Raw genomic sequence first — 25,845 nt, forward strand, 5'->3', positions numbered from 1 at the left:
CATGCCGGTCATCAGCATGACTATCGCGCGGCATCACCTGCGGGATCCTGACGACGATGACGCATACTTGGAACTACTCATTGAGGCGGCCGAAGGTCAGGCGATGGACTATCTGAACCGCCGCTTTTATGGGGATCAGCAGGCGCTGGACGAGGCTGTTGCTTCCGGGGATGCAGGCGATTCGCCCATGGTCAGCAACAAGCAGATCCAGGCTGCATGCTTGCTGATCCTCGGCCACCTTTACGCCAACCGTGAGGACATTGTGATCGGAACCATCGCCACCGAACTGCCGCAAGGTTCGAAGGCGCTTCTGACCCCACACCGTGTCGGGTGGGGCGTATGAGAGCCGGGCCGCTACGTCACCTGTTCGAGGTGGCTCACCGACACGAGGAGCGCAATAAGTCCGGAGGAGCCACAGTGACGTGGCTTCCTGCGGCTCGCCCTGAAATGTGGGGTGAAGTCCGCACCCCTACTGGGCGCGTGACGGCAGTCGCGGAGAAGTTGAGTGGAGTTGTCACGGCCGAAATCATTGCCAGGCCGCGCTCGGACATCGTTGCCGGGTCGCGTTTGACGCGTCGCGGGGTCACTTACCAGATCGAGGCAGTTTTGCCGGACAACGAGAACACCCTGATGAGGCTGCTCTGCTCATCGGTACCGAATCCATGAGGTGAACCATGAAAATTCAAGCTTTGGGCCCGCTGACAGGCGCTTCCGGCGAGCGTCAGAAGGGCGATATCTTCGAGGTAAAGAAGGAGTATGGCGAAGGCCTGATCGCTCGTGGCTACGCCGTGGAAATCAAAGACGAAACCGCTTCTTCTGAAAAACCAGCGAAGGCGCCGACCCCGGCCAAGGAGTAGGCCATGGCGCGCCGGTCCAGCATTCGTGGCGATATCCGGCTGCGCCGGACGCTGCGCAATATCCACAAGACGATGGACAATGAGTTGGCCCCGGCCATGCGCCAGGCCGCCGATCGTGTGCTGGCCACCCAGCGACAGTTGATGCCCAAGGATACGGGCGCAGCGGCAGCCGCACTCAAGGTGTACGTCTCGCCCAGCGGGCTGGACGCCCAGATCGGGATTCGCGGCAAACGCGACAACCGACGGTTCTTCTACTTGCGCTTCATCGAGTATGGCACCAAGGGTTACACCGGCAGCAAACGGGCCGGTGATCGAAACCGGCGTGTCACCAATAAAAGCGACGGCACGCACTTCTTTGGCAAGCACCCGGATATTCCAGCCAGACCAGCACATCCGTGGCTTCGCCCATCAATGGACGTCAACCGGGAATATGTAATGGCCGACATCGAAGCGGCCGTGCGCCGAACGCTGCGCAAGGCGAGTCAGGGGGTGGGCAATGGTTGACCCATCACTGGCTCTGCAAGAGGCCATATTTGCCAGGCTCCAGGCGGAAGTCAGCTGCCCGATCTACGATGGTGCACCGCTGAACGCGGACATGCCATACGTATCTATTGACCGCGAAACATCGGCCAACAGCACCCCGATCTCGGGCCGCAAGCGCGAAACGCGCCTACTGTACTTGTCGGTCTGGTCCGATGCCGTGGGTCAGGCCGAGGTCAAACGCATCAACGGCGAGATCATCGCCGCACTCGATGAGCGCCGCCTGCCGCTGGAAGTTGGCCGGGCCGTCTCTGTTCGGGTTGAGCAGGCCGACGCCCAGCGCGACGCCGACGGCATCACTTACCAGGGTTCGATCACCGTTCGCGTGATCACCACCCACTGAATCACCCACGGGCCGCGCCGCGGCTTTTATCCAATGTGCCTTTGGAGGAATACCCATGGCCGAAGACAATTTGAATACAGCCGCTGGCTGCCGCCTTTCGTTTGGCGGCAAGACCGGTGCATCAGAGGTCGCCGATTACGAGGCCGATACCTACGTCCAGGTCGGCGAGATCGAAGACCTGGGTGAGTTCGGCGATACGTTCAACCCCGTGAACTTCACCGCCCTGAGCGATGGCCGGGTGCGCAAGTACAAGGGTACTGCGGACGCGGGCAACATGACCTTGGCGGTCGGCCTGGATAGCGGCGATGCGGGGCAGATCGCGGTTTCGGCGGCTCACAAGGACCGTTCCAAAGGCAACTACAACGTCAAGGTCACCCTGAATGATGGTGACCCGACTGCGGCAACGCCAATCCTCCCCACCATGTTCTACTTCGGCGTGAAGGTGATGAACAACACCGTTGCCGCCGGCTCGGCTGACAACGTCGTGCGCCGCAACATGACCTTCGCAATCAACACCGACATCATCGAAATCCCGGCTGGCCCGGCTACCCCATGACGGATGGGGTCTAGCCCCTCCGCTTTCTTGCGAGAACCCCCATGAGTGAAGCCTTGCATGGCACCGTCACGTTGGTGATTGGCGCCCGGACCTACACCCTGCGGCCCACCCTTGAGGCGGCCCTGTTGATTGAATCCCGTTTCGGGGGGCTGCGCGCCGCCTTGGAATCCATGCGTCTGATGAGCATCGCGGCGTGCGCGGATGTGGTGATTGCAGGCGCTGGCTTGAAGGCTGACCAGCACGCCGCGGTGGCTGGAGAGGTGTTCCACACCGGTGTGGCCAAGGTGTCGGCCCAGTTGACCGAATTCATTACCGTGCTGCTGAACCCGGTGCCGCCTAGCGTGGCTGCCCGGGGAAAGGACGAGGCGGCCAGCACAGCGCAGTGAGGGACGGCAGCTACGTCGATTATCTGTTCGGCGTGGCAACCGGCTGGCTCGGCTGGCCGCCTGATACCGCCTGGCATACGCCGATCCCCCAAATCATGCTCGCGCTCGATGCCCGGCTTGACTGGACCGGGCGAGGGCAGGGCGCTCAGGCGTCGCCACAAGCCGCACCGCAAAAGCGCGGGAACGTGGCGGACAAGCTGAAGGCCTTCTTTCGAGGCCAAGGCAAAACGTAATGCGCATGCCGCCTCCGGGCGGCTTTTCTGTGTTTGGAGAGATGCATGGCCGATCAACAAGTCCAGGGGATGTTGGTCCAGATCGAGGCCACCACCGCGCAGCTGCGCCGAGAGCTGGCAAGCGCTGACCAGGTGGTAGCGCGAACCACCCAATCGATCGACCGAAACCTGGCTCAAGTCGACTCGGCGTTTGACGGTGCGGGAGCCGCGGCCCAGTCGGCTGGCGTGCTCATGCGCGGCGCGTTCGCGGCAGTCGCGGGCGCGGGGCTGGTCGGCGGCATCATCAAGCAGGTTGACGCCTACGGGCAGATGTCGGACCGCATGAGGGCTGCAGCGGGCAGCGCTGGTGAGTACCAGACGGTGCAAGAGCACCTTCTGCGCACCGCCCAGGAAACCTACCGCCCCCTCGCGGAGGCGCAGGAGCTGTACATCCGCACCGCGGACGTGATGCGTACCCTGGGCTTCAACACTCAGCAGACGCTCGATATCACCGACAGCTTCAGCTTCCTCCTGGTGACCAACGCAGCGTCAGCCGACAAGGCAGGATCTGCTCTTGGCGCCTATTCGAAGGCCTTGCAGACCGGCAAGGTGGAAGCGGACGGCTGGGTGTCCATCCAAGAAGCGATGCCTACGGTCGTCAATGCGATCGCTACTGCTACCGGCAAGAGCGCCGAGGAAATTCGCAAGCTTGGCGTAGAGGGCAAGCTGTCCCTCGACGACCTGAACACCGGCCTGCTCGGCACCGTCGAGGCGAACCGCAAGGCTGCAGCTGAGATGTCTACCAGCGTGCAGGACGCCTTGGTGAACATCGGCAACTCGATTCAGGTATTCCTTGGTGGTATGGAGGAGCAAACCGGGGTCGTTGCCGGCCTGTCGAGCGTTCTGGTTGCGCTGGCTGACCACGTTGATCTGGTCGCTGTGGCCATGGCCGGCGTGGGCGTCGCGGCGCTGACCAACTACGTGGCGAAGTCGGGGCTGGCCGTGAAGGCTGCTTTGGCTGATCGAGCGGCACGGATCGCCCAGGCCGAGGCCGTGGTGCAGTCGGCCATAGCCGACCAGAGAAAGGCCGAAACCCTCACGATCCTGGCTGCTCGCGAGGCTGCCGCCGCGCGGGGCACAGCGGTGCAGACGCAAATGTCTATCCAGCTGGCCCAGGCCCGGCAGCGCGAAGCGGCTGCCACTGCTGCGGTCGCAACTGCACAGGCGGGACTGCGGACCGTTGGCGCCGGCCTGTTAGGGATCCTGGGCGGTCCGATGGGGTTGGCCTTGATGGCTGGCACCGCCGCGGCAAGCTTCCTGCTGTTGCGTGACAATGCAGATCAGGCCGGCGTGAGCCTGGACGACCTGCACAAGCCGGTATCGCAACTCCGGGAGGAGTTCGCGAAGCTCAATAAGGACCAGCGCGAAGCATCGCTAATCAAGTGGCAGCAGGAGCAGATCACCTCGGCTGACAAGGTCAAGGACGCATACGGCGACCTGGCGCAGTCGATTCGCTCGGCCACGGTCACCGCTCCTGTGCGGGATTCTGGCGGGCTGTACAACAAGCAGTTGGCCGATTACCAGTCGATTATCGACCGGCTGAACGAGGCGCGTGCCAGCGGGGAGGGCCTGTCGCCCATCCTGCAGGAAGTCGGCAACCGCTTGCAGCTGCCGGCCGGCACCGTCCAGCAGTGGATCACCCAGGCCGGCGCGGTCAGCGACGCCGATCAGCGCTCGGGCCTGATCGCCGAAACGCTACGGGTGTTGACCGGGGTCACCGACGAGAATACCGCCTCAACGCAGGCCAACAACGCCGCGAAAGCCGGCATGAGCACTGCGGGTCAGACCTACCTCGAAACGCTGCAGAAGCAGTTGGCCGGCCTGCAGGACAATGGCGACGCGATCAAAATCGCCAATCGGCATATTGCCGAGAACGCCGACCTCACCGACACCGACCGCCAAGCCATCCTGTCGGCGGCGAGCGCGATCGAAGCGCAGAAAAAGGCCAACAAGGACGCCACCCAGGGCAGCAAGGATCGAACCAAGGCACTCAAGGATGAAATCAAGGCGCTCGATGCGATCATCGACAGGGCCTTGCCGGAACGAAAGCGTCTGGAAGATTTGGCTGAGGGTGTCGAAGGTCTGCGCAAAGCCCAGGCCGCCGGCAAGATCACCGCTGCCGAGATGGAACTCGGCATCAAGAACCTCAACACGGCGTATGCCGACACGACCATCCAGAAGCGGACGGAAGAGGAGAAGAAGCTCGCCGAGATTCGCCGCAACAGCGCCGAGGCCTACCGAAAGGCCATGGAGGTGGTTCTCCAGACCCGGCAGGACACCATCAACGCTGATGTCGCCGGCGTGGGGATGGGCGACGACGAGCGCGAGCAGGCCGACCGGCTCAACGCCGTGCGGCAGAAGTACGCCGAATCACGCCGGCAATTGGAGGAGCAGCAGGAGGATGCATCGCGGCGGCTGAGCCAAAGTGCGTACGAGGAGCGGCTGGCTGATCTGGCCGATTACCAAGCGCGCGAACTGCAGATGGAGGTTGACGGGTACGACGCCCGACTGGCGGCCCAGCGCGACTACCGCAACGGCGCCGAGCGGGCCTGGGCCAATATCCAGGCCGATGCGGCGAACGTCGCCGGCGCCACTGACGATATGCTGACCACCGGCTTCAACACTGCCAGGGACGCCGTGGCCGAATTCGCCATGACAGGTAAAGCCAATTTCAAGAGCTTCACAGTGAGCGTTCTGTCGGACATGGCCAGGATCGCCAGCCAGCAGGCGGCGAGTTCGCTGCTGAGCGGCCTGGTCGGTGTCGGCGTTTCAGCCTTCAGCAGCTACTTCGGCGGCGGCGGTGGCAATGGCATGGCGGCTGGCTCAGCCGGTGCAGTCTCTTCGAACCTGGGAGCCTCCCAGGCTGGCTATTCCAGCACCTACTTCCCGCAAGCGCTGGGCGGCGCCTGGTCCGGCGGCGTGCAACTGTTTGCCAAGGGCGGGGCGTTCACCAACAGCATCCTCACTCAGCCGACCGCGTTCGGCATGGCTGGTGGCGGGCTGGGTGTCGCCGGAGAGGCGGGCCCTGAGGCGATCATGCCATTGGCGCGCGGGGCGGATGGTTCGCTTGGCGTGCAGGTTGTCGGCGGCGCGGCCAGTGGCGGGACGGTCGTACAGGTGGATGCGCCGATGTACCTGACCGTGCCGGATCGAAGCTCCGAAGGCCTGGAGCTCGACAGTGGTGCGCTTCAGCAGAACATGCAAAAGCAAATGGTCGCGACGGCTGAGAAGGCTATCGCCGACTCCTGGCGCCCCGGCGGCACCAGTTATCGAAACAGCACCCGGAGGAGCTGATGGCTATCGAAACATTCACCTGGGTTCCGGACGATGAGGCGACCGGTGAAAGCACGCTCCGGACCCGAAAGTCGCAGTTCGGGGACGGCTACTCCCAGGTTGCCCAGGACGGCCTGAATCCAGAAACCGACAGCTGGGATCTCACCATTGGCGGGCTGGCGGATGAGGTTCAGCCGGCGATCAACTTCATCCGCGTCCACGGCGGCGCCCGGTCGTTCCTCTGGACCAATCCCGAGGGAGTGCTTGGCCTGTACCGCTGCGAGTCATTCCGGCAGCAACGCAAGCCAGGGGGCGTCACGGTGCTGACGGCCTCCTTTGAGAGGGCTTTCCATCCATGACGCTCATCGCTCAACTGCAGAAGCTTGAGCCAGGCGCCGATATCTACCTGTTCGAGTTGGACGGGTCGGACTTCGGCGCCGACATTCTCAGGTTTCACGGCCATGCGATCCCCCATACGCCGGCGGAGCTGGCAGCCGCTGGCGCCAATGCAGACCAGCTACCGGCCAAGTCGATCTGGTGGCAGGGGAACGAGTATGGCGCCTGGCCGATGCAGATACAGGGTATCGAGGCCAACTCGGACGGTACTGCCGTGCGGCCAACGCTCACAGTGGGCAACGTCAACGGGCGGATCACGGCGCTTTGCCTGGCCTTCGACGACTTGCTCGAGTTCAAACTGACGATACGCCAGACCTTGGGCAGGTTCCTCGATGCCGTGAACTTCCCAGCCGGTAACCCCGAGGCTGATCCTGCTGAGGAGGCGATTGAGGTCTGGTACGTCGACCAGAAAGTTTCGGAGAACGGCACCACGGTCGGCTGGGAGCTAGCCAGCCCCGGCGATGTGGGAGGCGAGACGATCGGCCGGCAGATGACCCAGCTGTGCCATTGGGCCATGACTGCCGGATACCGCGGCCCAAACTGTGGTTACACCGGGCCGTACTACGACCTAGACGGCAACCCGACCGACGACCCCGAGCAAGACCAATGCAACGGGTGCCTGGGCACGGGGTGCACGGTTCGCTTTGGCGAGGGTAATCAGCTGCCGTTCGGCGGCTTCCCGGCTGTATCCCTGATTGCACGGAGCTGACCATGCGCAAACACATCCTTGCTGCCGTGCAGGCCCATGCTGCGGCGGAGTACCCTCGGGAGTGCTGCGGGCTGATCATCACCGTTGGGCGTGCTCACCATTACATGCCGTGCGAGAACACGGCCACTGACCCTGCCGAGGAGTTCCGTATCTCGCCCGAGGAATACGCGGAAGCCGAGGATCTTGGTGAGGTGATCGGCATCGTGCACTCGCACCCAGACGCCACCAGCAGGCCATCGCCTCGCGACCTGGCCATGTGTGAGGCGACGGCGCTGCCGTGGCACATCCTGTCGTGGCCGGAAGGCGACCTGCGTAGTGTCACGCCTACCGGTCACACGCCACTGTTGGGGCGTCCGTTCGTGCACGGGGCCTGGGATTGCTGGCAGATCTGCGCGGACTGGTACCGCCGCGAGTGGGGGCTGGAGTTCCCGGCTTACGCCAGGGATGACGGATGGTGGGAGAAGGGCGATGGCCCGAGCCTGTACGAACAGGCCTATGAGGCTGCCGGCTTCTACCAGGTCAGCCAGCCGCAGCGTGGGGACATGATCGTCATGGCGGTGGGACGAACCAAGCACCCGAACCATGCCGGCATTTACCTTGGTGCCGAGGCGAAACTGCTTGAGGAGCATGCGCAGGTGTACGGCGCTGGCCCGTTCCTGCTCCACCATCTGTACGGGCGCCCATCGGAAATCATCGTGTTCGGCGGGCCCTGGCTCGATCGGGCGCGCCTTGTGTTGCGTCATCGGGACGCGATGTGAAGCCTTAAGTGCGCAGGAGAAGAATATGCAACAGGTATGCACTACGGAAAAGTTAGGCAGCCTGCACCCCGAGGACGTCATTGTGTCGGAGGCCATGATTGAAGTCGGCCTGTCTGTTTTAGAGGAAACAGATGACCGACCACTGTCACGTGCTACGGTCGAAAGAGCTTTTCGGGAGATGTGTCTTTGCGGACTTCAAGAATCTGCTGCCTGGTCATCCGGCCAGACAGCACTTCAAGACCAAGAATAATTGCGCGAAAAATCTTCATCAGGCTTAGACAATGATTCCGGAGGTCCTCCAGCTTCATTGCCGTGTTTGCCTTCTCCGGAGTCCTAGGTTTGATAAGGTCAGAAATTGTAGCGTGGTCACCCTCATTCAAGCCCCACTGCCAATGGACGATTTTATGTCGAGTAGGAGAGATCCTCTCGAAGGCCTCAATGCTGAACACGAGATCCCTGGCCGTTTCTTCGTGCGGACCACTGATTTCGGATAGCTTGGACTTTGTATACCGGACCATCCCAGCAATCGACATGTTGGTTTCCACGCAGATCCGCTGGGCTTCCGCTACAGGCTTTCCAATAGTCAACGCGAAAAGCTCGGCAATTTTCCACTCGACAGATGAGTAGTTGGCGATGAACTGGCCGATGGCATGTAGGTGTGGGTCGGAGGGGCCGCAATCGTACTGTCGATCCCAATCAATAGTGAACGCCGGCCTTGGTTCAAATTCCTGATCCTTGCTCAAGTGTACTCCTTGGTAATCATCCCCCAGTCCATGGGCTTTCCGGCAACGGACCGGGGCGGTTATTGGAGGCACAACGCTACTACGCCTGAATCCAATTCCGTTACTGGGCTTGTGTCCAGGCTGGATGGGTGGACAGGATAGCGGTCCCCGCAGCTTTGGGGGGGAAGGCCCATTGCTTTCCTCAAGAAGTCGAGTCTTTGCGTTGCTGTGCTGGAAAAGCTTCAAGGTCGCGCCGGGTGTGCGTATCAACCGTAAGCGTTCGCTCAAGTCACCTTGCATGACTTGGGCGCGCATCGACCTAGCTGAATGCGCGCAAGGAAGGATCGCCCTATGATTCGGTGAGTTCAGGTCTGATAATGCCTCGAATCCCAGTTTCAAGGCAGGACCAATAATGGACTACCGTGCAACTCGCTACGCCCTATTTGCCTTTCCCTTCTTCGTAATGTGGCAGCCAGTACAAGCATCGACGTGGCAAATTTGCCGTATGGAGCTACAGATCACTGATGTGTTGAAGATTCCGTATCCAAAGCTACAGGCCCAGGTCATAAAGGTAAGTCAGGCATCGACCACCGCAGAATGTCCGGAAAAGGGGGCGACTATCACATTCGTACCGGAAGCTGCTGATTACCAAAGCACGCTCCCACGCAGGCAGTGGCCCAAAAAAGGCCAGTTGATGCACATCAACTACCGATATCTAGATGGGACGTGTAAAGGCGATGGCCATCCCCATGAGTGCCGTATTGAACACTACCCCTTAGCGGGTACTAGGTAAGTGTCCGACGAACACATGTTCGGCCATGCAGGTCGAAAAACTTGCGGCGAGCATGGGCCGTGTAGCCGATTTCGGTGATAGCCAGCCGATAGGCCTTTGAGATGCGAAATCCCGGCGCTTGGCCGGGCTTTCGGTTAGATGCGCTTAGTGGCTGGTTGCGTGCATCGTCACGCGGAGCTGAGCTAGGTCCTTGGTCGGTATAACATAGGTTCTAGAAAGCATGTAACCGACCCGCTGGCACCTTGCGGATTGCGTGTAGATGAAAAGCGTAATGATGCCGAGGGGCGCCTCGATGAACCTGGTGAGCCCTCTGATCAGAGCTTGTACAAGAGTTGGCGGTCCACCCGCCCCGTTGATGACGGTCAGCCCAAAGACGTACTTACCTGGTGTCCTGCCTTTGAAAAGCCATTCGCACAGCGGGTAGAGGAATAGGTGGACGAAGAGCAGCTCAAACCCTGCAAACAACAGAGTCTCTTGTCGCGCAAGCCATAAGCCTAGAAGCACAATTCCCCATAGTCGATGATGTACGCCCCAATGCGTTTCATTAGAAGTGACGTCCTTGAGACTTCCATCATGTGCTCCGTGCGGTGGTGATGGCGAGGGAGTGGAGCCCAGCGCGTGGCCGGGCTTAGCTAGGCATCTGCACGCTTGAAAGTGGCGATATGCTACTGGTGGTCCGCCCGTCACACCACTGGCTTTTCATCCAAGCTGGATGCCTGCCCAGCCCGGCTGCTACAGTCCTGGTTTTCAAGGGAGGGAATAGTATGCGAGTTCTGATCGGCGCGATGGGACTGGCTTTGCTGGCGGGCTGTGCCACTTCACCAATTTCTGCAGAAAAAGCAAAGCCAGTGCCTGCTGACCGGGTCTATTCCTTCCAGGCTGAGGCCGAGTCTCAGCTAGTGGTGACCCGTGATTCTGGCCTGCAAGGTTCAGGTTGCAAGTTGAGGTTTCACATCGACGGCAAAGCGGCAGCGGATTTCTATGCGGCCGAGGTTGCGCGATTCGGGGTCCCTGCCGGAAAGCACATCATCGCCGTCGAGCCCGTTGGAATATGTGGCGGCAGTGGGATCTACGAGGCGGAAGTCACTCTTGCAAAGGGAGAATCTGTTCGCAGGCGTATCTCGGGCATCGGGGTGTATCCAACAGCGTTTTAATGACTTCGACTTGAGAAAACCCGCTTCGGCGGGTTTTTGCATTTATAAGGAACCAGCTAATGAGTGCGATCAACTGCTTAGCAATGACTGAAATCAAGTTATCCGGATCTCTGGCCAGGCGGTTTGGTCGGACCCATCGCCGCCAACTCGACAACGGAGATACCTGGGAAGTTTTCAAGGCGCTAAAGGCCACACTTCCTGGCTTTGAAGAGGAGATCAAACGCTTAGACGGCATGGGCCTTTGTTTTGCGATCTTCCGGAACCGCAAGAATGTGGGGCCTGAGGACTTCGGTCGCGCAGGTGCCCGGGAGGTGCGCTTAATTCCGGTGGTTCGGGGTAGCAAGCGAGGCGGGATTCTTCAAACCGTCCTTGGGGTGGCACTAATCGCAGCTGTAGCGATATTTGCGCCTGCAGGCCTTGGTGCTATCGGTGCGGGCGGTGCTTGGGGAATAGCTGGTGCTGTTGGCATTTCGATGGCGGTGGGAGGTGTGATCCAACTGCTGAGCCCCCAAGCCCAAGGCCTTTCACTGAGCGCTGCGGCCGAAAACAAGCCGTCCTATGCCTTTGGCAGTGCCAGGAACACAACTGCCAGCGGCAACCCTGTCCCCATCTGCATAGGTGAAAGACGCTGGGGCGGGGCGATCATCTCTGCCTCGATCGAGGCGAAAGACAAGGCCTAGAGCCGATTTAGCGAACAGACCGCCTACGGGCGGTTTTTTATTGCTCGGAGGAAAGAATGGGCGCAGCAGCTCACCTTGATATCACTGGCGCCAAAGGGGGCGAGAGCAAGCCGAAAACGCCAGTAGAAGCGCCCGATACCCTCTCGTCCACGAACATCGCAAAGATTCTCATAGCGGTGGGTGAGGGTGAGTTCGACGGTACGCCTACTGCTCGCGACATCTACCTCGACAACACTCCGATCGAGGATGCCAGTGGCAACGTGAACTTCCCAGGTGTGAAGTGGGAGTGGCGGCCTGGGTCAATCGACCAAGATTATATCCAGGGCATACCTTCGGTTGAAAACGAGAACACCGTAGGCGTGGAGCTGCGTAGCGACACTCCGTTCTCCCGGGCGCTGAGCGACATTCAGTTGTCGGCGTTCAAGGTGCGAATGTCCTGGGACCGGCTCTACAGTCAGGACAGTTCGGGTAACACCAATGGCTACCGGATCGAGTATGCGATTGATGTTTCTACGGACGGCGGCTCGTACACCGAGGCGCACAAGGGCGCCGTAGACGGCAAAACCATGAACGGCTATCAGCGTTCGGTGCGCATCAACCTGCCCAAGGCGACCTCTGGCTGGCAGTTCCGGGTGCGGCGCCTGACGCCCAACCAGAACAAGACCACCGTCGGCGACACGATGACCATCGCCGGCTTCACCGAGATCATCGACGAGAAGCTGCGCTACCCCAACACAGCGTTGCTCTACATCGAGTTCGACGCAGAGCAATTCCAAAACATCCCCGCTGTAACCGTGGACTGCCGCGCCAAGCGCTGGCCGGTGCCGAGCAATTACGACCCGGATACCCGCACTTACACCGGCGTGTGGGACGGCACGTTTAAGCAGGCCTGGACCAACAACCCAGCATTCGTCAGTTACGGCTTGTGCGTCGAGGACCGCTTCGGCCTGGGCAAGCGCATCAAGTCTTGGATGGTCGACAAGTGGGAGATGTACCGCATCGCCCAGTACTGCGACCAGTTGGTATCGGACGGGCAGGGCGGTCAGGAACCTCGCTTCCTGTGCGACATGAACCTGCAGGGGAAGGCTGAGGCTTGGAACCTGTTGCGCGACCTGTCCGCCATCTACCGAGGTATGGTGTACTGGGCTCAGGGCTCGCTGTTCATGCAGGCGGATATGCCGCGCGCGCAGGACATCGACTACGTCTTCACCAGGTCGAACGTCATCGACGGCGACTTCGTGTATGGCGGGGCCGAACGCAATACCCATTACAGCAGGGCCCTAGTCAGTTACGACAACCCAGCGAACAACTACGACACTGACGTTATCCCGGTGACCGACCTGGCGCTCCAGCGCCGGTACCGGGATCGCCCAATCGAGATTTCGGCCATCGGCTGCACTCGCGCCTCCGAGGCCCAACGCCGCGGTAAGTGGGCGCTGCTGAGCAACAGCCAGGACCGCACCGTCACCTTCAAGACCGGCATGGAGGGCGCGCTTGTGCTGCCCGGCTATGTGATTCCGGTGGCTGATGAACTGGTGTCGGGCCGGCCAAACGGCGGTCGCATCTCTGCGGTTGCTGGCCGGGTCGTGACCCTTGATCGTGACACCCCGGTGAAGGCAGGCGATCGGCTGATCGTGAACCTACCGAACGGAACGGCCCAGGCGCGCACAGTGCAATCTGTGGCAGGGCGTGCTGTAACGGTGACCACTGCATACAGCCTGCAGCCCGAGCCTGAATTGCAGTGGGCTATCGACTACGACGATCTGGCTGTGCAGCTGTTCCGGGTGCTCCAGCGCAAGCGAACCCAGGAGGGCGAGTACGAAATCACCGCGCTCGAGTTCAATCCGAGCAAGTTCGCAGCGATCGACACCGGCGCCAAGCTGGAGGAGCGACCGATATCGGTGATCCCGATCACAACCGTGCAGCCGCCGGCTAGCGTGTCGCTGTCCTCGGCCTATGCCATCTCGCAAGGCATTGCGGTCAGCACGATGACGATCGAGTGGCCTGCAGTGCCTGGCGCCGTGGCGTACGACGTGGAGTGGCGCAAGGACAATGGCAACTGGATTCGGCTGCAGCGCACGGGCACGACCTCGGTTGATGTGGTGGGCATCTACGCTGGCGCTTACCTGGCCAGGGTGCGGGCGGTCAGCTCGTTCGACATCACATCGACCTGGCGCGAGTCCCTGCTGACTGAGCTCAAGGGTAAGGAGGGAGAGCCGCCCGCCCTTGCCTTCCTAAACACGGTTTCGGAGATCATGGCCATTCGCTTGAGCTGGGGCTTCCCCTCAGGCGCAGAGGATACCTCCTACACCGAGATTCAAATGGCCTCGGAGGCCACTGGACAGAACCCGATCGCCTTGGGCCAGTTCGCATATCCGACTGCCACCTATCTGCATTCCGGCATGGCGGCGGCGGTCGTGCGCTGGTTCCGGGCTCGCCTGGTGGACCGCACCGGGAACATCGGGCCTTGGTCGGACTGGATCTACGGCCAGTCCAGCGCAGACGCCAATGAAATCCTCGACTACATCACTGGCAAGATCACCGAGACCCACCTCGGCCAGGGCCTGCTCAGTGAGGTCGAGAAGATCCCTGGATTACAGGAGCAGATCGACGCTCTGGACGGGATCAAGAGCTACATCAAGGAAGATCCGTACGAACAGGGGCAGATGGTTGTCGTCGATGGCCGCATCTACCAGGCCAAGCAAGATGTACCAGCGGACCCATCCGGTGCCAGTGCCCCGCCGAATGCCACCTACTGGGTGGACGTGGGCCAGTCCTTGCTCACGGCCAACGGCCTGGCGCAACAGGTGGCCACCAATACGGCAGACATCACGGATCTCGACGGGAAGGTGACAGCTCAGGTCACGGCCTTCGAGGCTCTGCGCGCGGCGTACCGGGATGATGACGGTGAGGGCGAACTGGCCGATGCTTTGAAAGGCTGGGATAGCACCGCGGCGATCGCTACTGCCCAGAAGGTACAGGCATCCGACAACATGGCCATGGCCGAGCGGGTGACCACTCTTGACGCAAGGGTGGCAGGGAACGAGACGAGCATTACCGATCTCGATCGAGTGGTGACAACCAATGAAAGTGCAAATGCCACCAAGATATCGCAGCTCAGCAGTCGGGTGGGTAGCACCGAAGCCCTGATACAGGACACGTCCGAGGCTTTGGTCGATCTGAACGGTGATGTATCGGCCACCCGGAACATCAAGGTGGGCGTCGACGTTAACGGGGTTTACTACGGCGCTGGCATGGGTATCGGGGTCGAGAACACCCCGGACGGCATGCAATCCATGGTGGTATTCCTTGCCAACCTGTTCGCCGTGATGCACCAGCCTGGTGGGACGCCGAAGTCGGTCTTCGCCATCCAGAACGGCCAGGTGTTCATGAACAGCGCGATCATCAACCAGGCGGACATCATCAACTTGATCATCACCGGCGAGTTGAAGAGTTCGAACTATGTCGCGGGCTCGCAAGGGATTCGCATCAACTTCGTTACCAATGAATTCGAGATCAACGGAGTGCGAGCCGGGCAAGGCCGCATGAACGTGACGAACCAGCTTCTGACCGTCTACGACCAAACCCGTATGCGTGTCAGGCTTGGGATATGGGGGTGATATGCCAGAAGGCCTACAAACATGGAATGCGAACGGCGTGCTGATGCTGGACCTTACGTCTCGCATTGGCCGCATCCATGAGACCTGGTCGAGCGGTACGGCCAATGGAAGTAGAACTGTTGCTGGGCTTGCGGATGGTGGTGAGCCGTTTGTGTTCATCGAGGACAACTCGGCGGACCTTACGCTGGCAACGCTCTACGCCTACCCCAACGTCAGTATCAGCGGCACGACGGTGACTTGGTCATTTGTCGATTTCACCAACCCGATGGGCGGCGCTAGCGTTCCGCGACGCGCCGTCAACATCTCCGCAGGGACGTTCTGATGCCAGCAGGCATGACGGTTTGGTTTGATGATGGCGTGTTCCAGATTGATTCGGAGACGAGAGTGGCTACCTTGGCCTATCAGGCCACGTTCAGCGGCCCTTTTGTAAGTAACACCGGCCCTTTCGTCAGCGCCAATTACTACTTCGATATAACGATCCCAGCCTCGGTCAAATCTTTGTTTTTCTACTCCGACACCTCGATGTTCATCGGGTTGTGGACGCGAGTGGGCACGACATGGCGGTTCAAGTGCTCGGCAGAGGGAACGATCAAAATCTATGGGTTTGCTGATCAGACTATTACGCCGTCGACTTCTGGCCTTCAGCTGTTCGATTCAGCGGGGATCCTCACCTTCGACTCCGACTGCAAGTTTTTAAGGGTATCGGACATCGTGCGCGGCGCGGCGTCAGGCACCACGAGGTCGTGGCCCAGCACCACTCGGAATTATGCAGCTGGAATTGGCAGTTACCCAAAACGGGGAACTGGGGCCGCGCTGGCAGGCGTCCCGTACTGGGTCCAAATGTCGTACGGCGTGAGCATCGGCCCAGCTAGTGCAGGGGTGGGTGAGGTACCCATCTCATCAAGGCCGACTGGTGGTGCGGGGGTGGCGCCGCCGGCATCCTCTCCCGCAATGCAGCCGCCCACCTTGATGATCGTAGACGTAACCGGATTTTGAAGAGGCCTGATGGCCAGACAAGCAATCAACCTGGGCACAATGGAATAACTCTTTCAGTCGCGCGCTTGATGCACTCACCCTAACTCAAGGAAACACTATGCCCTGGTACAGAACAGGCACCGTGGCGATCACGGCTGGCCAAACGACGGTGACCGGTACCGGTACCGCCTTCGCGCTCAACGCCCGGGTGGGCGATGCGTTCCAAGGCCCCGATGGCCGTTGGTACGAGGTGACCAACATCGCGAGTGCGACGGTGCTGAGCATTCTGCCGGCCTACCAAGGTGCAACGGTGAGCGGCGGGGCCTATGGCCTGGCGCCCATGCAAGGCTACGTCAAGGAATCTGCCGACCGCCTTCGGCAGTTGGTGGATCAGCTCGGGGCGACCTTCGCCCTGTTCGGCGGCGCTACCAACATTGAGACGTTGCGGCAGAACATCCTGGCGGCCACCCGTGGCGCAAACAGTGACATCACCTCGCTGTCAGGCCTGACTACAGCGCTGAGCGTTGCCCAGGGCGGGACTGGCGGAAAGACCCAGGCAGCCGCCCGCACTGGATTGGGGCTAGGCGCTGCGGCCGTTGCGGCAATCCTCGGCACGGTCAGCCAGAGCGGCGGAGTTCCAACAGGAGCCATCGTCGAGCGCGGCAGTAATGCCAATGGTGAGTACGTCAAGTTCGCCGATGGAACTGCAATAGCCATGCGGGACGGAACGACCTCGTCGTTTTCTGCCACTGGTTCGCTGTATGCCTCGGACGCTGTGTCGAGAGACCTGCCGATGACGTTCGCGTCTGTGCCGAGAGTTTATTGCGCAGACGCTTCTACCGTATCGCTGTGGGGGACGGGTATTGCCACCACATCGACTGTATCGGCCAGACTTTACAGCCCAACTTTGCCTTCTCTGGTTGCCAGGGTCCTGCAGATTGTCGCAATAGGAAGGTGGTTCTGATGATCATCAAGCTTTCTCCAATTTCCCCACTGTCGCGAGATGTCACGCTGCAAGTATCCAAGAGTGGCGATGCCCTTACGATCAACAATGCGGTATTCGACTTCTCCAAGCTTGGCGCCGGCTCTACGCTTCCCGCGAAGGCGATCGGCTGCGATGCGATCCAAGCCCCGGTGTATCGGGATGGCGAAGAGCTGGTGGTGCAACTCGTTCTGCCATGCTGGCCGGACTCGCCCGACTCGGCGCTGTTCCCGGTGGATATTTTCCATCCCGTTGATGGGCCTATCCAATTTCCAGGCCTGGAGATGCTCGATCAACAGACTCCAGCGATCGGCATCATAGACTGGTCGCAGGAGGTAACTGCGGAAGCGAAGGCCAAGGCTGCTGCCGAGCAGGAACTGACCGAAGCAGTTGCGGAAGTTGCAAGGCGTCGAGCAATTGCAGACGCTGCTATAGCACCGCTCCAAGACGCTGTTGATCTAGGCGATTCCACCGAAAGCGAAGCGGCACTGCTCACCGAATGGAGACGTTACCGCGTCGCGCTGAACCGTCTCGCCGATCAGGAAGGCTACCCGACCAGCATTGATTGGCCCGCGCCGCCGGCCTGAACCGCACCTAACCCACCGACCGCCGCCTGGCGGTATTTTTTTGCCTGGAGAAAACCAATGCCATTGGATCAAGACATCCTGGAGGGCCTGGCCCTGCTGCCGCCGCAGATGGGCACGCGCCCGGCACGCATCCTTCTGCACTCCATCAACTTGCAGGAGAACCCGACGCGCCTGGAGCAGCAGGTGGGCGGACCGGCGCGCGGAGATTACCAGTTCGAGCGCGGCGGCGGGGTGAAGGGCGTCATGACGCACCCGGCGTCCAAGCGCCTGGGCGAGGAGGTGTGCCGTGCGCGCGGCGTGGCCTTCGAGGTCGAGTCGATCTATCAGGCGATCGGCCGCGACCCGATCCTGGCTGCCGCGCTGGCGCGCCTGCTGATCTGGACGGACCCGAAGCCATTGCCAGCGGCCGGCGATGAGCAGGCCGCATGGGATCTGTATCTGCGCGTGTGGCGCCCTGGGGCGTATGCCCGGCAGCCCGAAGAGCTGCGCGCCAAGTTCAAGCGCAACTACGCTGCCGCCCTCAAGGATGTTTTGTCATGACCTCTTGGGCAATCCGGTCGCTGGCGCTGCTGGTGCTGCTGGCGACCCACTACTGCGCCTACCAGCACGGCCGATCGGTGGAGCGCGCCGAGGCCGCCCAAGCATCAGCTCAACGAGACAGCGGCGACCGCCTGGCCGAGGTGCTGGGCGAGCGCAGCGCACGGCAGGAAGAACAACGACGCGCCGAGGCGCAGGAGGAGGCGAGAGCCCATGCCCATGAAGAACGAACGATTGCTGATGCTGGCGCTGCTGCTGCCGATGCTGCTGGCCAGCGGCTGCGCGACGAAGGCGCCAAGCTCGCCGCCACCGTCGGTTGCCCCAGCACGGATACCGCTGCTGCCGCCCGAGGCCAGGCAGCCACCCGCGCCGCCATGGTGCTCTCCGACTTGCTCACACGGGCTGATGAACGAGCGGGAGAGTTGGCGAAAGCTTATGACGAAGCCCTAATAGCAGGGAAAGCGTGCGAAAGATCATACAATGACCTGATCGATTAGTTCATCCGAGGAAGGCCGTGGTGGTCTAGAAGAGTCAGAATGATGCAAGCTAGATCGATGTACCCTGAATTATCTTCCTTGTCGTCCTGGTTGTAATGGCCAATGATTAGTGATATGGGTCTGTCAATTGTATATTGCAGATATATGTTTCCGCCCGCCGCTACTATCGATGGATTCTTGGCGCTTAAAATGCGGTTGACGTTTATATGGTTAGTTATCGAACGCTCTATGGTTGCTTCTGGCTCCAGGGGAGGCGGCGTTTTCATTTGAGGAGATTTTTCTTTCAATCCTGGGGCATTCCATATCACTAAGCTGTTCTTGTCCTCACTCGTGCTTAGCCTGGGAGCTAATGACTTTGAGATTGACGATAGTCTATCCTTGGCTATCGTCAATTGCTCTAGCTGCCTATTTAGCCTAGCCTGCTCAGTTTTTGATGTATTGAGATCCTCTGATTTAATTGACAATAGTTCAGTCAGGCCCTTTAGCGAATTTTCGGCTTCTCTGAGAGCCTCTTTGCTTGCGGCGATTTCAGATATTTTTTGAGATATATCATGTTCGTGCTGAGACTGTATGGTGTTGTAGCTCTTGCGGAGCTGAGAGGCCTGTTCAAGCGTCATCGGTGTTTCATCTTCGATAGATTGCTGGACACTTCGAAGATTTTTCTTATGCAGCTGAGAAATTTTATAGAACCATTTCGCAGGATAAGGGTAAACTGTTACGAATAGTGTTGCTGATACAAATGGTAGCAGTAATCCGTTTATGAGTGTGAGGGATGTGGTTGGAAATATGTATGTTTCTATATAGCTAAGCTTTATAGGGGCTTTTAGGTCTGAGAAAAGAACTGTCAAAAATCGCCAATTCCACGCTGCCCAGGAGACTATAAAAGCTCCGGACAATGGGCTGGTTATTCGATCATACAGCTGGGCTTTGATTGTGGTTGTGATGTCGTCGAGCATGGGGTCGTCCTAACAGAATATCCTTGGGCGTGACTATAGCGCTTTTGAGGTTTGTGAATTTAGTCGCCTTCTCTTGCGGAATCAACTTTAAGCGAAGGCGCGAGTGGCACATTCGAGTTTTTTGTTATACGGTCTAACTCATTGATCGGAGCGCAACGTGAAACGGACCTTGGAAGGCATGGCCCTCGCTGGCGAGCCGCTGCTTCTGCAGGCTCTAGAGGCGATCCGGGCGCACCGAGACGCTGAGGCAGGAGGCGCGCCGCGGGAGGAGGTGGCGCGCCTTCAAATGCTGGCAGATTCGCTTTACGAAGCGGTAGTGAATTACCAGTTGCTGGTGTCCGGCGACTTGCCTGATGCCATTCACTGACCCGCGAGGCAAGCATGTCCAGGCTCCATGAGGTTCTTCTGCCCGATCATCTGGTCTACGCCCAGGCGGTCGAGGCGATGCGCAAATACCACGAAGCAAAGGACAACGGGGCGCCGGAAGCTGAGGTTGAGCGATTGAGGCTCATAGCTGAAGCGCAGTTCCAGGCCGTCACCGAGTACCAGATGCGCGCATTCGGCAAGGACGACGGCAAGCCTCACTGAGCGCCGGCCGATTGGCAGTTGCCCAAGAGGCCAAACCCTGGCTACGATACTGTATCTATATACAGTATTGGTGGCAGCCATGTACGTCTACCTTGTCCGACGCCGCGCGAACGGCGTGGCCATTCCTCCCGATCAACTACGCAAGGTTCAGCCCCTGGAGGCTGATCTGCACATGGGTGAGCACAAGAGCCAGCTGTTGGGCAGGGTCTCGACGCAGGCCTGGGTGTTCAACCCTACGCCAGGTCCCGACGTTATCCCGCGGCTGTACGACGCCAGGGTCACATCCATGGCACAGGGCGGCCTGAGCCTCACGGGCGTGGAGGAGGTCGACGGCGTGCTGTATGCGCAGTCCTGGTGGTGCCGAGCGCGATGATGTCCGGTCTGCCGCAGGCCTGGCTGGCCGAACTGAACGACGAATGCGCGCTGGTCAATGACCCGGACGGCCGGGCCAGGGTGCTCTGCGAGATGGCCTTTGCTGCCCGGCGCAGGCATGACGTCGACGCGGGCGAGCTTTCTGACATGCTCGAGTTCGTCGAATCGGCCCGGTTGTGGGCACTGGTCGAGAATGAGTTGGATGAGGTGAAGGAGTTGCGCTAGCCAGGACGGCTGGCGCCTCGGCTGGGTGCCGAGGAGGGGAAGGGCTGTCTAAAACCGCGCTGCAGCTTCTCGGTTTTACTGGGCGAAACTCGCCCAAATTCGCCAATGCATATTAGACAGCGTCGACGCATAGGCCGCGAACGGCGCGGCCTGGGGTGTTCTTTTTCCGCTACTGCTGCAGTACCGGAAGCTAATTCAGGTCCATGAGTTCAAGCGTTATCGACTGCTGGGGCCGGCTCCTGGATGCGCTCAAGGGCGCCCTCAATTTGAGCCAAGTCTGGATGACCTTTGAAAACGAACTTCCTTTTGCTGACGCGCCGCCCCGAGCCGCCGGCGCCAATGCTGAAGGCCTCACCTTCTGCGCTCACGCCAACATGGCCTTTACCGGCGTATTCGAAGTACTCGGTCATCTCCACCTCGTAAGCGGTCTCGATGCGCCTTGCGATAGCCAACTCCTGGGCAACTCTGGCTTCCGCTTCTGACATCCGCATTTCAAGCTCGCGCCGCTCAGTCTCCACCCTGAGTTCGTCGATTCCTGCCGGTTCCGGTCGCTCCTTCACGGACTCTTCGAACGCATCGACCAAGTAGGAGGTCGGGCTGTTCATGAATTTCAGACCCTCGATAAAACCCTTTTTGACTGCATCAATGGCCATTTGATATCTCCTGAGTGAGCGGTAACGCTATAGCGACCTCAGCGCCATGTCTAGTGGCTGTCAGTCACGCCCGAAATCGATTCCAAAACTGAAAGGTCGACCCTTGCTGGATGCGGCCTGTAGCCGTGCCGTTTCGTATTTGTTTTGGAATCGTTTTCGCCGCCGACGCCGCTTGAGTGGGGCGCTTATGTCACGATCTTGAAAACCGTTGACGACCATGGGGGTTCGAATTTCTTCCCCAAAATGCGTCTGTAAATGGCTGATTCTATTGTATCTCTCTGTACAGGTTTGAGGCCTGTTTGGGGCTGCCTTTATTTCTTCAACACGTTGAATCTAAAGGGTTTTCCTGATTCTTTTGAGGTGTCCCTGCCTGGCGTACAGATACAGGAGCAAGCACATCACAGCGCTGCGCGACACATACGCGATACTTGCCAGGCGTCAAATGGCTCTCGACCGGGGAGTGAACCTCCCCACATCCAAACGTTGCACAGGAGAGATGCCATGAACGTCAAGACCCTTGCCAGCGCCAGCCTGCTGGCCATGCTGAGTTTCGCTGCCGTGACCGCACAGGCCGCCAGCGCCTCTTCGCCGGAAGGCGGTGTGATGCAATACCGCTACGGCGACAAGCTGGATGTGCAGAAGGTACTTTCAGTTCAGGACCAGCAGAGCAATGCCTGCGGGTTGGTGAACACGCGTATGGACTACCTCGACTCCAAGGGCCATGCCCAGAGTATCGAATACCGTACCTACGCCACAGGGGGATGCCATGAGAACTGAGCGGCGGCGGTTACTCACGGTCGGTGGCGTGGCCCTCGCGGTATTGGGTCTGGGTCTGGGTCTGACCAGCCACCTGATGGCTCGTGACAGCTACGGCGCCATGCCGTCGCTGTCCGGGGCCAGCACTTGGCTCAATTCGCCGCCGTTGGATGTCGCGCAGCTCAAGGGCAAGGTAGTGCTGGTGGACTTCTGGACCTGGGACTGCATCAACTGTCAGCGCAGCCTGCCCCATGTCAATGACTGGGCGCGGCGCTATGCCGACCAGGGCTTGGTGGTGGTGGGCGTGCATACGCCGGAGTACGACTACGAGCATGACGTCGATACCCTCAAACGCAAGGTGGCGAGCCTTGGTATCGGTTATCCGGTGGCGGTGGACAACGATCATCAGGTCTGGAACGCCTGGGGCAATCAGTTCTGGCCGGCCCACTACTTCGTCGATCGGCAGGGGCAGGTGCGTCACGTGCACTTCGGTGAGGGTGATTACAGCGGGCAGGAGAAGGTCATCAAGGCCTTGCTCGATGAGCAAGGCTGATGATCCGGCATGCCCCGCTGCTTGGCGAGCCGTCGATTCAGCCGAGGCTGGCGAAATGCGCCTGCATGCGTTGCGCATCCGCAGGGCGGCCGCTGAACAGTTCGAAGGCTTTTACCGCCTGGAACACCGCCATGCTGCCACCGTCGAGGGTTCGACAGCCCAGGCGTCGTGCTGCCCGTAGCAGTTCGGTTTCGAGCGGGAAGTAGATGATCTCGGCGACCCACAGGCTGGCATGCAGCAGTTCGACCGGCAGGGGTGTGCCTGGCAGCTTGGCCATGCCCACCGGAGTGGTATTGACCAGACCGTCGGCGTCGGCCAGGGCGCTTGCCAGGTCGCTGCCGAGCATAGCGCGTCCCGCTCCAAAATGGGCATTGAGGTTATCGACCAATGCCTGTGCCCGTGGTACATCGACTTCGAACAGCACCAGCCGTGCGACACCTTCACTGAGCAGGGCATGCGCCACCGCCGCGCCGGCGCCGCCGGCACCCATCTGTACCACCTGATGCCGTGCCACGTCCGGCAGACCCCGGCGCAGGCCCTCGGCGAAGCCCAGGCAGTCGGTGTTGTGGCCGATTCGTTTACCCTCCTGGAACACCACGGTGTTCACCGCGCCGATGCCGCGAGCTTCATCCGAAAGGTCATCGAGCAGCGGCAGAATCGCCTGCTTGAACGGGTAGGTGACGTTGAGCCCGGTGAAGCCGGTTCGCTGTGCGGCATCGAGCAGGCCGGGCAGGGCGCTGTCGTCCAACCCCAGTTGGTCGGCATCGATCAGCCGGTAGAGGTAACGAAGGGCTTGTGCATCACCCTCATGCTCGTGCAGCGCAGGCGTACGCGAAAGCTGGATGCCGCGGCCGATCAGGCCGGCGAGAATGGCAGGTTGTTTCATGCGGCCTGCTCCTTGAGCCGCTCGCCGAAGTAGCTCAGGGCCATGCAGTAACCCTGACTGCCGAGGCCGCAGATGACCCCCACGGCGATGCTGGAAACGAACGAGACATGGCGGAACGGCTCGCGCTTGTGCACGTTCGACAGGTGCACTTCGATCACGGGCACCTCGCTGGCGACCAACGCGTCGCGTATCGCCACCGAGGTGTGGGTCCACGCGCCGGGATTGATGAGGATGCCGGCGCAGCGACCGCGTGCGGCATGGATCCAGTCGATGAGTTCGCCTTCGTGGTTGGTCTGCCGGAACTCGATGTCCAGGCCATGGATCTCCGCGCTTTCGGCGCACTTGCGTCCCAGGTCGGCGAGGGTTTCATAGCCGTATTGGCTGGGTTCGCGGGTGCCCAGCATGTTGAGATTAGGGCCGTTGAGGATGAGGATGATGGGCTTCATGGCAGACATCGCCTTTGTTGTTGTTGGTTGTTCTTATATTTGTACTACCTGGTTAGTTTCGTCAATTGAGCGAAAACGGCGGTTTTGGGAAAGTGGGCGATTATCGAACTATGTGTGAGGAGGAATGTTGGGTGATCTGCTGCGAGAGTCGGATAGGCGCGTATGGTTTTGCAGAGTGCACTGGGCATACAAGGTCCCGCGCAAATCGAGCGCTCCCGACGTTCGATTTGCGCAGGGCTGGGTCTTAACTTCCCCCGGCGCCGCCCGCGGCACCGGCTCCGCTGCCGGCTCCGCTGCCGGTCCCGCTGCCTGTCCCGGTCCCATTGCTGTCACCACTGCCTACACCGCCCGGGCCCATATTGCCGTTCCCAGTCTCCGAGTCATTGGTGGTGCCGTCGCCTCCGGTGTTGTCGGTGCCGTTGCCGCCGGTTCCATTACCACTGCCGGTTGCATCGGCAGGGGTTCCCGAGCCGCTCGCGCCGCCCTTGCCGCTCTGCGAAGTCCCGGTGCCCATGCCATGGCTGCCGTTGCCGTGGTCGGTCATATCGGTCGCCGCCAGGGCGATTGGCGCGCTGATGCCCAGGCACAGGGCCAGTAACAGCGCGTGAGGTGTCATCGGCTTCATGGTGAATCTCCTTTTTGGGTGATTACCATCGTTCGGCCGAGGGCAAGCGGCGGCGGTGCGATGTCCGCGACGAATGGGCGTCGTGGTCAGTCGGCCAGGTACTGCTGATAGAACGCCAGGGTGGCCAGGTTCTTGTCCTTGGCCTCGAACATGATGTCGAAGCGATCGAGGAATTGCAGGGCGTAGCGGTTGGTCCAGTGATTCCACATCTGCGCGCTGTGGACGTACAGGTCGCGCTTGTTGACCCGCTCCAGCAGGGCTGGGATGGTCAGTTTGCGCTCGGCGTCGAATCCCAGCGCCTGCAGCGACTCAGGCGGCTGCGAGTAATGCATCACCGGCCGTACGCCGCGCCAGCTGTCGATGATGCGCGCGATGCGTTGATCCTGTGGGTCGATGTAGTCGTCTTCGTGGATCCAGCAATGGTGAATATCCAGCACCACCGGTGCGAGGTCGGCCAGCGACAGGCAATCGTCGACGCCGTAGGTCTTCTCGTCGTTTTCCAGGGTGATCACATTGCGTGCCACTGTCGACAGACGTGGCCAGACCGCGCGCATGCCTGCCGCGCCGAGGCGTCCGGCGATGTGGATGTTGCACTTGAAGTCCTGGAAACGCACGCCGTAGCCCATCATGCGGATCATGTCGGCGTGGTACTCGAACTCGGCCAGGCTGTTCTCCACCACGTTGGGGCGATCCGAGCCCAGCACGCAATATTGGCCAGGGTGGAACGACAGGCGAATGTCGGCTTCACGGGCGACTGCGCCGATGGTGGCGAAGCGTTCGCTCATCAGGGCCTGGAAGTCGCTCTCCCGGTAGATCGGGGCAATGCTCGGATGGCTGTAGAGCGGCAACAGGTCGCTGCTCAGGCGCAACATGCGCAGGGTTGGCGGCAACTCGGTGACGTAGGCCAGCAGGCGCAATTGGGCGTCGAGATTGTGCTGCACCAACTCCAGCAGTTTCGCCCGCGCCGCCTCTGGAGTGGCCGCGGACAGCCAGCGCAGGGTCGTGGTACGCGGATTGAAGGCGCGCTCGATCGCCTCCAGCGCTTTGAGCGATTCGCTGCGATGGGGATGGCGATACTGGCAGGCGAAGCCCAGGCGGGGCATAGGCGATCTCCGGTTAAAGGGGCTGTTCAATGGACCCCGGCGCTC

General features: G+C 60.5%; 35 protein-coding genes. 27 read left to right on the forward strand and 8 right to left on the reverse strand.

What is annotated here, in order from left to right:
• Position 1: 1 nt before the first annotated feature.
• From KY379_RS14280 to KY379_RS14335, 12 genes are read left to right on the forward strand one after another with little or no spacing between them, the layout of a single operon-like run.
• A complete protein-coding gene (locus tag KY379_RS14280; RefSeq protein ID WP_261240550.1) occupies positions 2-343 on the forward strand; it encodes a head-tail connector protein in 342 nt (113 codons plus the stop codon).
• Positions 340-666 (forward strand): phage head closure protein, encoded by a 327-nt coding sequence (locus tag KY379_RS14285; protein WP_261240552.1) that lies wholly within the window; start codon positions 340-342, stop codon positions 664-666. The genes KY379_RS14280 and KY379_RS14285 overlap by 4 nt, the downstream gene beginning before the upstream one ends.
• Before the next feature lie 8 nt (positions 667-674).
• Entirely contained in the window at positions 675-857 is a 183-nt protein-coding gene (locus tag KY379_RS14290; protein WP_261240554.1) for a hypothetical protein, read from the forward strand.
• A 3-nt stretch (positions 858-860) separates the two neighbouring features.
• Positions 861-1,361: an HK97 gp10 family phage protein gene (locus KY379_RS14295; RefSeq protein WP_261240555.1), complete on the forward strand. Its 501-nt coding sequence runs from the start codon at positions 861-863 to the stop codon at positions 1,359-1,361.
• On the forward strand, positions 1,354-1,740 hold the full coding sequence (locus KY379_RS14300; RefSeq protein WP_261240556.1) for a DUF3168 domain-containing protein: 387 nt from the start codon (positions 1,354-1,356) through the stop codon (positions 1,738-1,740). Before KY379_RS14295 ends, KY379_RS14300 begins: the two co-directional genes overlap by 8 nt.
• 55 nt (positions 1,741-1,795) lie before the next feature.
• Complete coding sequence (locus tag KY379_RS14305) at positions 1,796-2,296, forward strand: phage tail protein (RefSeq protein ID WP_261240557.1); 501 nt, start codon at positions 1,796-1,798, stop codon at positions 2,294-2,296.
• Between the two features lie 41 nt (positions 2,297-2,337).
• Positions 2,338-2,682, forward strand: a complete 345-nt coding sequence (locus KY379_RS14310) for a hypothetical protein (RefSeq protein ID WP_261240559.1) — start codon at positions 2,338-2,340, stop codon at positions 2,680-2,682.
• The gene (locus tag KY379_RS14315) at positions 2,679-2,915 is read left to right on the forward strand and encodes a hypothetical protein (RefSeq protein WP_261240561.1); all 237 of its coding nucleotides are present in this window, start codon (positions 2,679-2,681) and stop codon (positions 2,913-2,915) included. The genes KY379_RS14310 and KY379_RS14315 overlap by 4 nt, the downstream gene beginning before the upstream one ends.
• A 45-nt stretch (positions 2,916-2,960) precedes the next feature.
• The gene (locus tag KY379_RS14320) at positions 2,961-6,248 is read left to right on the forward strand and encodes a phage tail tape measure protein (RefSeq protein ID WP_261240562.1); all 3,288 of its coding nucleotides are present in this window, start codon (positions 2,961-2,963) and stop codon (positions 6,246-6,248) included.
• Positions 6,248-6,586: a phage tail protein gene (locus KY379_RS14325; RefSeq protein ID WP_261240563.1), complete on the forward strand. Its 339-nt coding sequence runs from the start codon at positions 6,248-6,250 to the stop codon at positions 6,584-6,586. The genes KY379_RS14320 and KY379_RS14325 overlap by 1 nt, the downstream gene beginning before the upstream one ends.
• Complete coding sequence (locus KY379_RS14330; RefSeq protein WP_261240565.1) at positions 6,583-7,332, forward strand: phage minor tail protein L; 750 nt, start codon at positions 6,583-6,585, stop codon at positions 7,330-7,332. Before KY379_RS14325 ends, KY379_RS14330 begins: the two co-directional genes overlap by 4 nt.
• A gap of 2 nt (positions 7,333-7,334) precedes the next feature.
• Complete coding sequence (locus KY379_RS14335) at positions 7,335-8,090, forward strand: C40 family peptidase (RefSeq protein ID WP_261240567.1); 756 nt, start codon at positions 7,335-7,337, stop codon at positions 8,088-8,090.
• A 152-nt stretch (positions 8,091-8,242) separates the two neighbouring features.
• Here KY379_RS14335 and KY379_RS14340 read toward each other — a convergent pair whose 3' ends face one another.
• Complete coding sequence (locus KY379_RS14340) at positions 8,243-8,833, reverse strand: hypothetical protein (RefSeq protein ID WP_261240568.1); 591 nt, start codon at positions 8,831-8,833, stop codon at positions 8,243-8,245.
• Between the two features lie 916 nt (positions 8,834-9,749).
• Entirely contained in the window at positions 9,750-10,292 is a 543-nt protein-coding gene (locus KY379_RS14350; RefSeq protein WP_314733525.1) for an RDD family protein, read from the reverse strand.
• Between the two features lie 77 nt (positions 10,293-10,369).
• On the opposite strand from KY379_RS14350, the gene KY379_RS14355 reads away from it, so the two are divergent.
• The 9 genes from KY379_RS14355 to KY379_RS14395 all read left to right on the forward strand — a co-directional run bounded on the left by KY379_RS14355 (position 10,370) and on the right by KY379_RS14395 (position 18,637).
• Positions 10,370-10,759, forward strand: coding sequence for a hypothetical protein (locus tag KY379_RS14355; RefSeq protein ID WP_261240571.1), 390 nt, complete (start codon positions 10,370-10,372; stop codon positions 10,757-10,759).
• A gap of 59 nt (positions 10,760-10,818) precedes the next feature.
• Positions 10,819-11,439, forward strand: coding sequence for a tail assembly protein (locus KY379_RS14360; protein ID WP_261240572.1), 621 nt, complete (start codon positions 10,819-10,821; stop codon positions 11,437-11,439).
• Positions 11,440-11,495: 56 nt separating this feature from the next.
• The gene (locus KY379_RS14365) at positions 11,496-15,059 is read left to right on the forward strand and encodes a phage tail protein (RefSeq protein WP_261240573.1); all 3,564 of its coding nucleotides are present in this window, start codon (positions 11,496-11,498) and stop codon (positions 15,057-15,059) included.
• 37 nt (positions 15,060-15,096) lie between these two features.
• Entirely contained in the window at positions 15,097-15,381 is a 285-nt protein-coding gene (locus KY379_RS14370) for a hypothetical protein (protein ID WP_261240574.1), read from the forward strand.
• Positions 15,381-16,055, forward strand: coding sequence for a hypothetical protein (locus KY379_RS14375; RefSeq protein WP_261240575.1), 675 nt, complete (start codon positions 15,381-15,383; stop codon positions 16,053-16,055). The genes KY379_RS14370 and KY379_RS14375 overlap by 1 nt, the downstream gene beginning before the upstream one ends.
• A 97-nt stretch (positions 16,056-16,152) precedes the next feature.
• Entirely contained in the window at positions 16,153-16,998 is an 846-nt protein-coding gene (locus KY379_RS14380) for a phage tail protein (protein ID WP_261240576.1), read from the forward strand.
• Entirely contained in the window at positions 16,998-17,603 is a 606-nt protein-coding gene (locus tag KY379_RS27265; RefSeq protein WP_306466523.1) for a tail fiber assembly protein, read from the forward strand. Before KY379_RS14380 ends, KY379_RS27265 begins: the two co-directional genes overlap by 1 nt.
• A 57-nt stretch (positions 17,604-17,660) precedes the next feature.
• Positions 17,661-18,143 carry a hypothetical protein gene (locus KY379_RS14390; protein WP_261240577.1) on the forward strand — a complete coding sequence of 161 codons (483 nt, stop codon included), beginning with the start codon at positions 17,661-17,663 and terminating at the stop codon, positions 18,141-18,143.
• A complete protein-coding gene (locus tag KY379_RS14395) occupies positions 18,140-18,637 on the forward strand; it encodes a DUF2514 domain-containing protein (RefSeq protein WP_261240578.1) in 498 nt (165 codons plus the stop codon). Before KY379_RS14390 ends, KY379_RS14395 begins: the two co-directional genes overlap by 4 nt.
• On the opposite strand, the gene KY379_RS14400 is transcribed toward KY379_RS14395, so the two are convergent.
• Positions 18,634-19,593 carry a hypothetical protein gene (locus KY379_RS14400; protein ID WP_261240579.1) on the reverse strand — a complete coding sequence of 320 codons (960 nt, stop codon included), beginning with the start codon at positions 19,591-19,593 and terminating at the stop codon, positions 18,634-18,636. The genes KY379_RS14395 and KY379_RS14400 overlap by 4 nt on opposite strands.
• A 157-nt stretch (positions 19,594-19,750) precedes the next feature.
• Here KY379_RS14400 and KY379_RS14405 point away from each other — a divergent pair, with 157 nt between their 5' ends.
• The 4 genes from KY379_RS14405 to KY379_RS14420 all read left to right on the forward strand — a co-directional run bounded on the left by KY379_RS14405 (position 19,751) and on the right by KY379_RS14420 (position 20,778).
• Positions 19,751-19,960, forward strand: coding sequence for a hypothetical protein (locus KY379_RS14405; RefSeq protein ID WP_261240580.1), 210 nt, complete (start codon positions 19,751-19,753; stop codon positions 19,958-19,960).
• Positions 19,961-19,974: 14 nt separating this feature from the next.
• Complete coding sequence (locus KY379_RS14410) at positions 19,975-20,181, forward strand: hypothetical protein (RefSeq protein WP_261240581.1); 207 nt, start codon at positions 19,975-19,977, stop codon at positions 20,179-20,181.
• A 79-nt stretch (positions 20,182-20,260) separates the two neighbouring features.
• On the forward strand, positions 20,261-20,554 hold the full coding sequence (locus tag KY379_RS14415; RefSeq protein ID WP_261240582.1) for a hypothetical protein: 294 nt from the start codon (positions 20,261-20,263) through the stop codon (positions 20,552-20,554).
• On the forward strand, positions 20,551-20,778 hold the full coding sequence (locus KY379_RS14420; RefSeq protein WP_261240583.1) for a hypothetical protein: 228 nt from the start codon (positions 20,551-20,553) through the stop codon (positions 20,776-20,778). Before KY379_RS14415 ends, KY379_RS14420 begins: the two co-directional genes overlap by 4 nt.
• A 209-nt stretch (positions 20,779-20,987) precedes the next feature.
• On the opposite strand, the gene KY379_RS14425 is transcribed toward KY379_RS14420, so the two are convergent.
• Positions 20,988-21,431: a hypothetical protein gene (locus tag KY379_RS14425; RefSeq protein WP_261240584.1), complete on the reverse strand. Its 444-nt coding sequence runs from the start codon at positions 21,429-21,431 to the stop codon at positions 20,988-20,990.
• Between the two features lie 501 nt (positions 21,432-21,932).
• On the opposite strand from KY379_RS14425, the gene KY379_RS14430 reads away from it, so the two are divergent.
• Both KY379_RS14430 and KY379_RS14435 read left to right on the forward strand, forming a co-directional pair.
• Complete coding sequence (locus KY379_RS14430; protein WP_133326933.1) at positions 21,933-22,208, forward strand: DUF2790 domain-containing protein; 276 nt, start codon at positions 21,933-21,935, stop codon at positions 22,206-22,208.
• Positions 22,198-22,740, forward strand: coding sequence for a thioredoxin family protein (locus KY379_RS14435; RefSeq protein WP_133326931.1), 543 nt, complete (start codon positions 22,198-22,200; stop codon positions 22,738-22,740). The genes KY379_RS14430 and KY379_RS14435 overlap by 11 nt, the downstream gene beginning before the upstream one ends.
• Positions 22,741-22,777: 37 nt before the next feature.
• Here KY379_RS14435 and KY379_RS14440 read toward each other — a convergent pair whose 3' ends face one another.
• The 4 genes from KY379_RS14440 to uvsE form a co-directional block, all read right to left on the reverse strand.
• A complete protein-coding gene (locus KY379_RS14440) occupies positions 22,778-23,626 on the reverse strand; it encodes a shikimate dehydrogenase (protein WP_261240588.1) in 849 nt (282 codons plus the stop codon).
• A complete protein-coding gene (gene aroQ / locus KY379_RS14445; RefSeq protein ID WP_196172699.1) occupies positions 23,623-24,072 on the reverse strand; it encodes a type II 3-dehydroquinate dehydratase in 450 nt (149 codons plus the stop codon). The genes KY379_RS14440 and aroQ overlap by 4 nt, the downstream gene beginning before the upstream one ends.
• Before the next feature lie 244 nt (positions 24,073-24,316).
• The gene (locus KY379_RS14450; protein ID WP_306466524.1) at positions 24,317-24,688 is read right to left on the reverse strand and encodes a hypothetical protein; all 372 of its coding nucleotides are present in this window, start codon (positions 24,686-24,688) and stop codon (positions 24,317-24,319) included.
• Positions 24,689-24,783: 95 nt separating this feature from the next.
• Positions 24,784-25,800 (reverse strand): UV DNA damage repair endonuclease UvsE, encoded by a 1,017-nt coding sequence (uvsE, locus tag KY379_RS14455; RefSeq protein WP_261240591.1) that lies wholly within the window; start codon positions 25,798-25,800, stop codon positions 24,784-24,786.
• Between the last annotated feature and the right edge of the window lie 45 nt (positions 25,801-25,845).

Origin of the sequence: Pseudomonas sp. HD6422, assembly GCF_025377065.1 — a bacterium.
GTDB lineage: Bacteria > Pseudomonadota > Gammaproteobacteria > Pseudomonadales > Pseudomonadaceae > Aquipseudomonas > Aquipseudomonas putida_U.

Excerpts from the sequence above, each read along its gene's own strand:
- KY379_RS14280 (WP_261240550.1), top strand. The coding sequence starts at position 2 with ATGCCGGTCATCAGCATGACTATCGCGCGGCATCACCTGCGGGATCCT.
- KY379_RS14285 (WP_261240552.1), top strand. The coding sequence starts at position 340 with ATGAGAGCCGGGCCGCTACGTCACCTGTTCGAGGTGGCTCACCGACAC.
- KY379_RS14290 (WP_261240554.1), top strand. The coding sequence starts at position 675 with ATGAAAATTCAAGCTTTGGGCCCGCTGACAGGCGCTTCCGGCGAGCGT.
- KY379_RS14295 (WP_261240555.1), top strand. The coding sequence starts at position 861 with ATGGCGCGCCGGTCCAGCATTCGTGGCGATATCCGGCTGCGCCGGACG.
- KY379_RS14300 (WP_261240556.1), top strand. The coding sequence starts at position 1,354 with ATGGTTGACCCATCACTGGCTCTGCAAGAGGCCATATTTGCCAGGCTC.
- KY379_RS14305 (WP_261240557.1), top strand. The coding sequence starts at position 1,796 with ATGGCCGAAGACAATTTGAATACAGCCGCTGGCTGCCGCCTTTCGTTT.
- KY379_RS14310 (WP_261240559.1), top strand. The coding sequence starts at position 2,338 with ATGAGTGAAGCCTTGCATGGCACCGTCACGTTGGTGATTGGCGCCCGG.
- KY379_RS14320 (WP_261240562.1), top strand. The coding sequence starts at position 2,961 with ATGGCCGATCAACAAGTCCAGGGGATGTTGGTCCAGATCGAGGCCACC.
- KY379_RS14325 (WP_261240563.1), top strand. The coding sequence starts at position 6,248 with ATGGCTATCGAAACATTCACCTGGGTTCCGGACGATGAGGCGACCGGT.
- KY379_RS14330 (WP_261240565.1), top strand. The coding sequence starts at position 6,583 with ATGACGCTCATCGCTCAACTGCAGAAGCTTGAGCCAGGCGCCGATATC.
- KY379_RS14335 (WP_261240567.1), top strand. The coding sequence starts at position 7,335 with ATGCGCAAACACATCCTTGCTGCCGTGCAGGCCCATGCTGCGGCGGAG.
- KY379_RS14355 (WP_261240571.1), top strand. The coding sequence starts at position 10,370 with ATGCGAGTTCTGATCGGCGCGATGGGACTGGCTTTGCTGGCGGGCTGT.
- KY379_RS14360 (WP_261240572.1), top strand. The coding sequence starts at position 10,819 with ATGAGTGCGATCAACTGCTTAGCAATGACTGAAATCAAGTTATCCGGA.
- KY379_RS14365 (WP_261240573.1), top strand. The coding sequence starts at position 11,496 with ATGGGCGCAGCAGCTCACCTTGATATCACTGGCGCCAAAGGGGGCGAG.
- KY379_RS14375 (WP_261240575.1), top strand. The coding sequence starts at position 15,381 with ATGCCAGCAGGCATGACGGTTTGGTTTGATGATGGCGTGTTCCAGATT.
- KY379_RS14380 (WP_261240576.1), top strand. The coding sequence starts at position 16,153 with ATGCCCTGGTACAGAACAGGCACCGTGGCGATCACGGCTGGCCAAACG.
- KY379_RS27265 (WP_306466523.1), top strand. The coding sequence starts at position 16,998 with ATGATCATCAAGCTTTCTCCAATTTCCCCACTGTCGCGAGATGTCACG.
- KY379_RS14390 (WP_261240577.1), top strand. The coding sequence starts at position 17,661 with ATGCCATTGGATCAAGACATCCTGGAGGGCCTGGCCCTGCTGCCGCCG.
- KY379_RS14395 (WP_261240578.1), top strand. The coding sequence starts at position 18,140 with ATGACCTCTTGGGCAATCCGGTCGCTGGCGCTGCTGGTGCTGCTGGCG.
- KY379_RS14400 (WP_261240579.1), bottom strand. The coding sequence starts at position 19,593 with ATGCTCGACGACATCACAACCACAATCAAAGCCCAGCTGTATGATCGA.
- KY379_RS14410 (WP_261240581.1), top strand. The coding sequence starts at position 19,975 with ATGTCCAGGCTCCATGAGGTTCTTCTGCCCGATCATCTGGTCTACGCC.
- KY379_RS14415 (WP_261240582.1), top strand. The coding sequence starts at position 20,261 with ATGTACGTCTACCTTGTCCGACGCCGCGCGAACGGCGTGGCCATTCCT.
- KY379_RS14420 (WP_261240583.1), top strand. The coding sequence starts at position 20,551 with ATGATGTCCGGTCTGCCGCAGGCCTGGCTGGCCGAACTGAACGACGAA.
- KY379_RS14425 (WP_261240584.1), bottom strand. The coding sequence starts at position 21,431 with ATGGCCATTGATGCAGTCAAAAAGGGTTTTATCGAGGGTCTGAAATTC.
- KY379_RS14430 (WP_133326933.1), top strand. The coding sequence starts at position 21,933 with ATGAACGTCAAGACCCTTGCCAGCGCCAGCCTGCTGGCCATGCTGAGT.
- KY379_RS14435 (WP_133326931.1), top strand. The coding sequence starts at position 22,198 with ATGAGAACTGAGCGGCGGCGGTTACTCACGGTCGGTGGCGTGGCCCTC.
- KY379_RS14440 (WP_261240588.1), bottom strand. The coding sequence starts at position 23,626 with ATGAAACAACCTGCCATTCTCGCCGGCCTGATCGGCCGCGGCATCCAG.
- aroQ (WP_196172699.1), bottom strand. The coding sequence starts at position 24,072 with ATGAAGCCCATCATCCTCATCCTCAACGGCCCTAATCTCAACATGCTG.
- KY379_RS14450 (WP_306466524.1), bottom strand. The coding sequence starts at position 24,688 with ATGACACCTCACGCGCTGTTACTGGCCCTGTGCCTGGGCATCAGCGCG.
- uvsE (WP_261240591.1), bottom strand. The coding sequence starts at position 25,800 with ATGCCCCGCCTGGGCTTCGCCTGCCAGTATCGCCATCCCCATCGCAGC.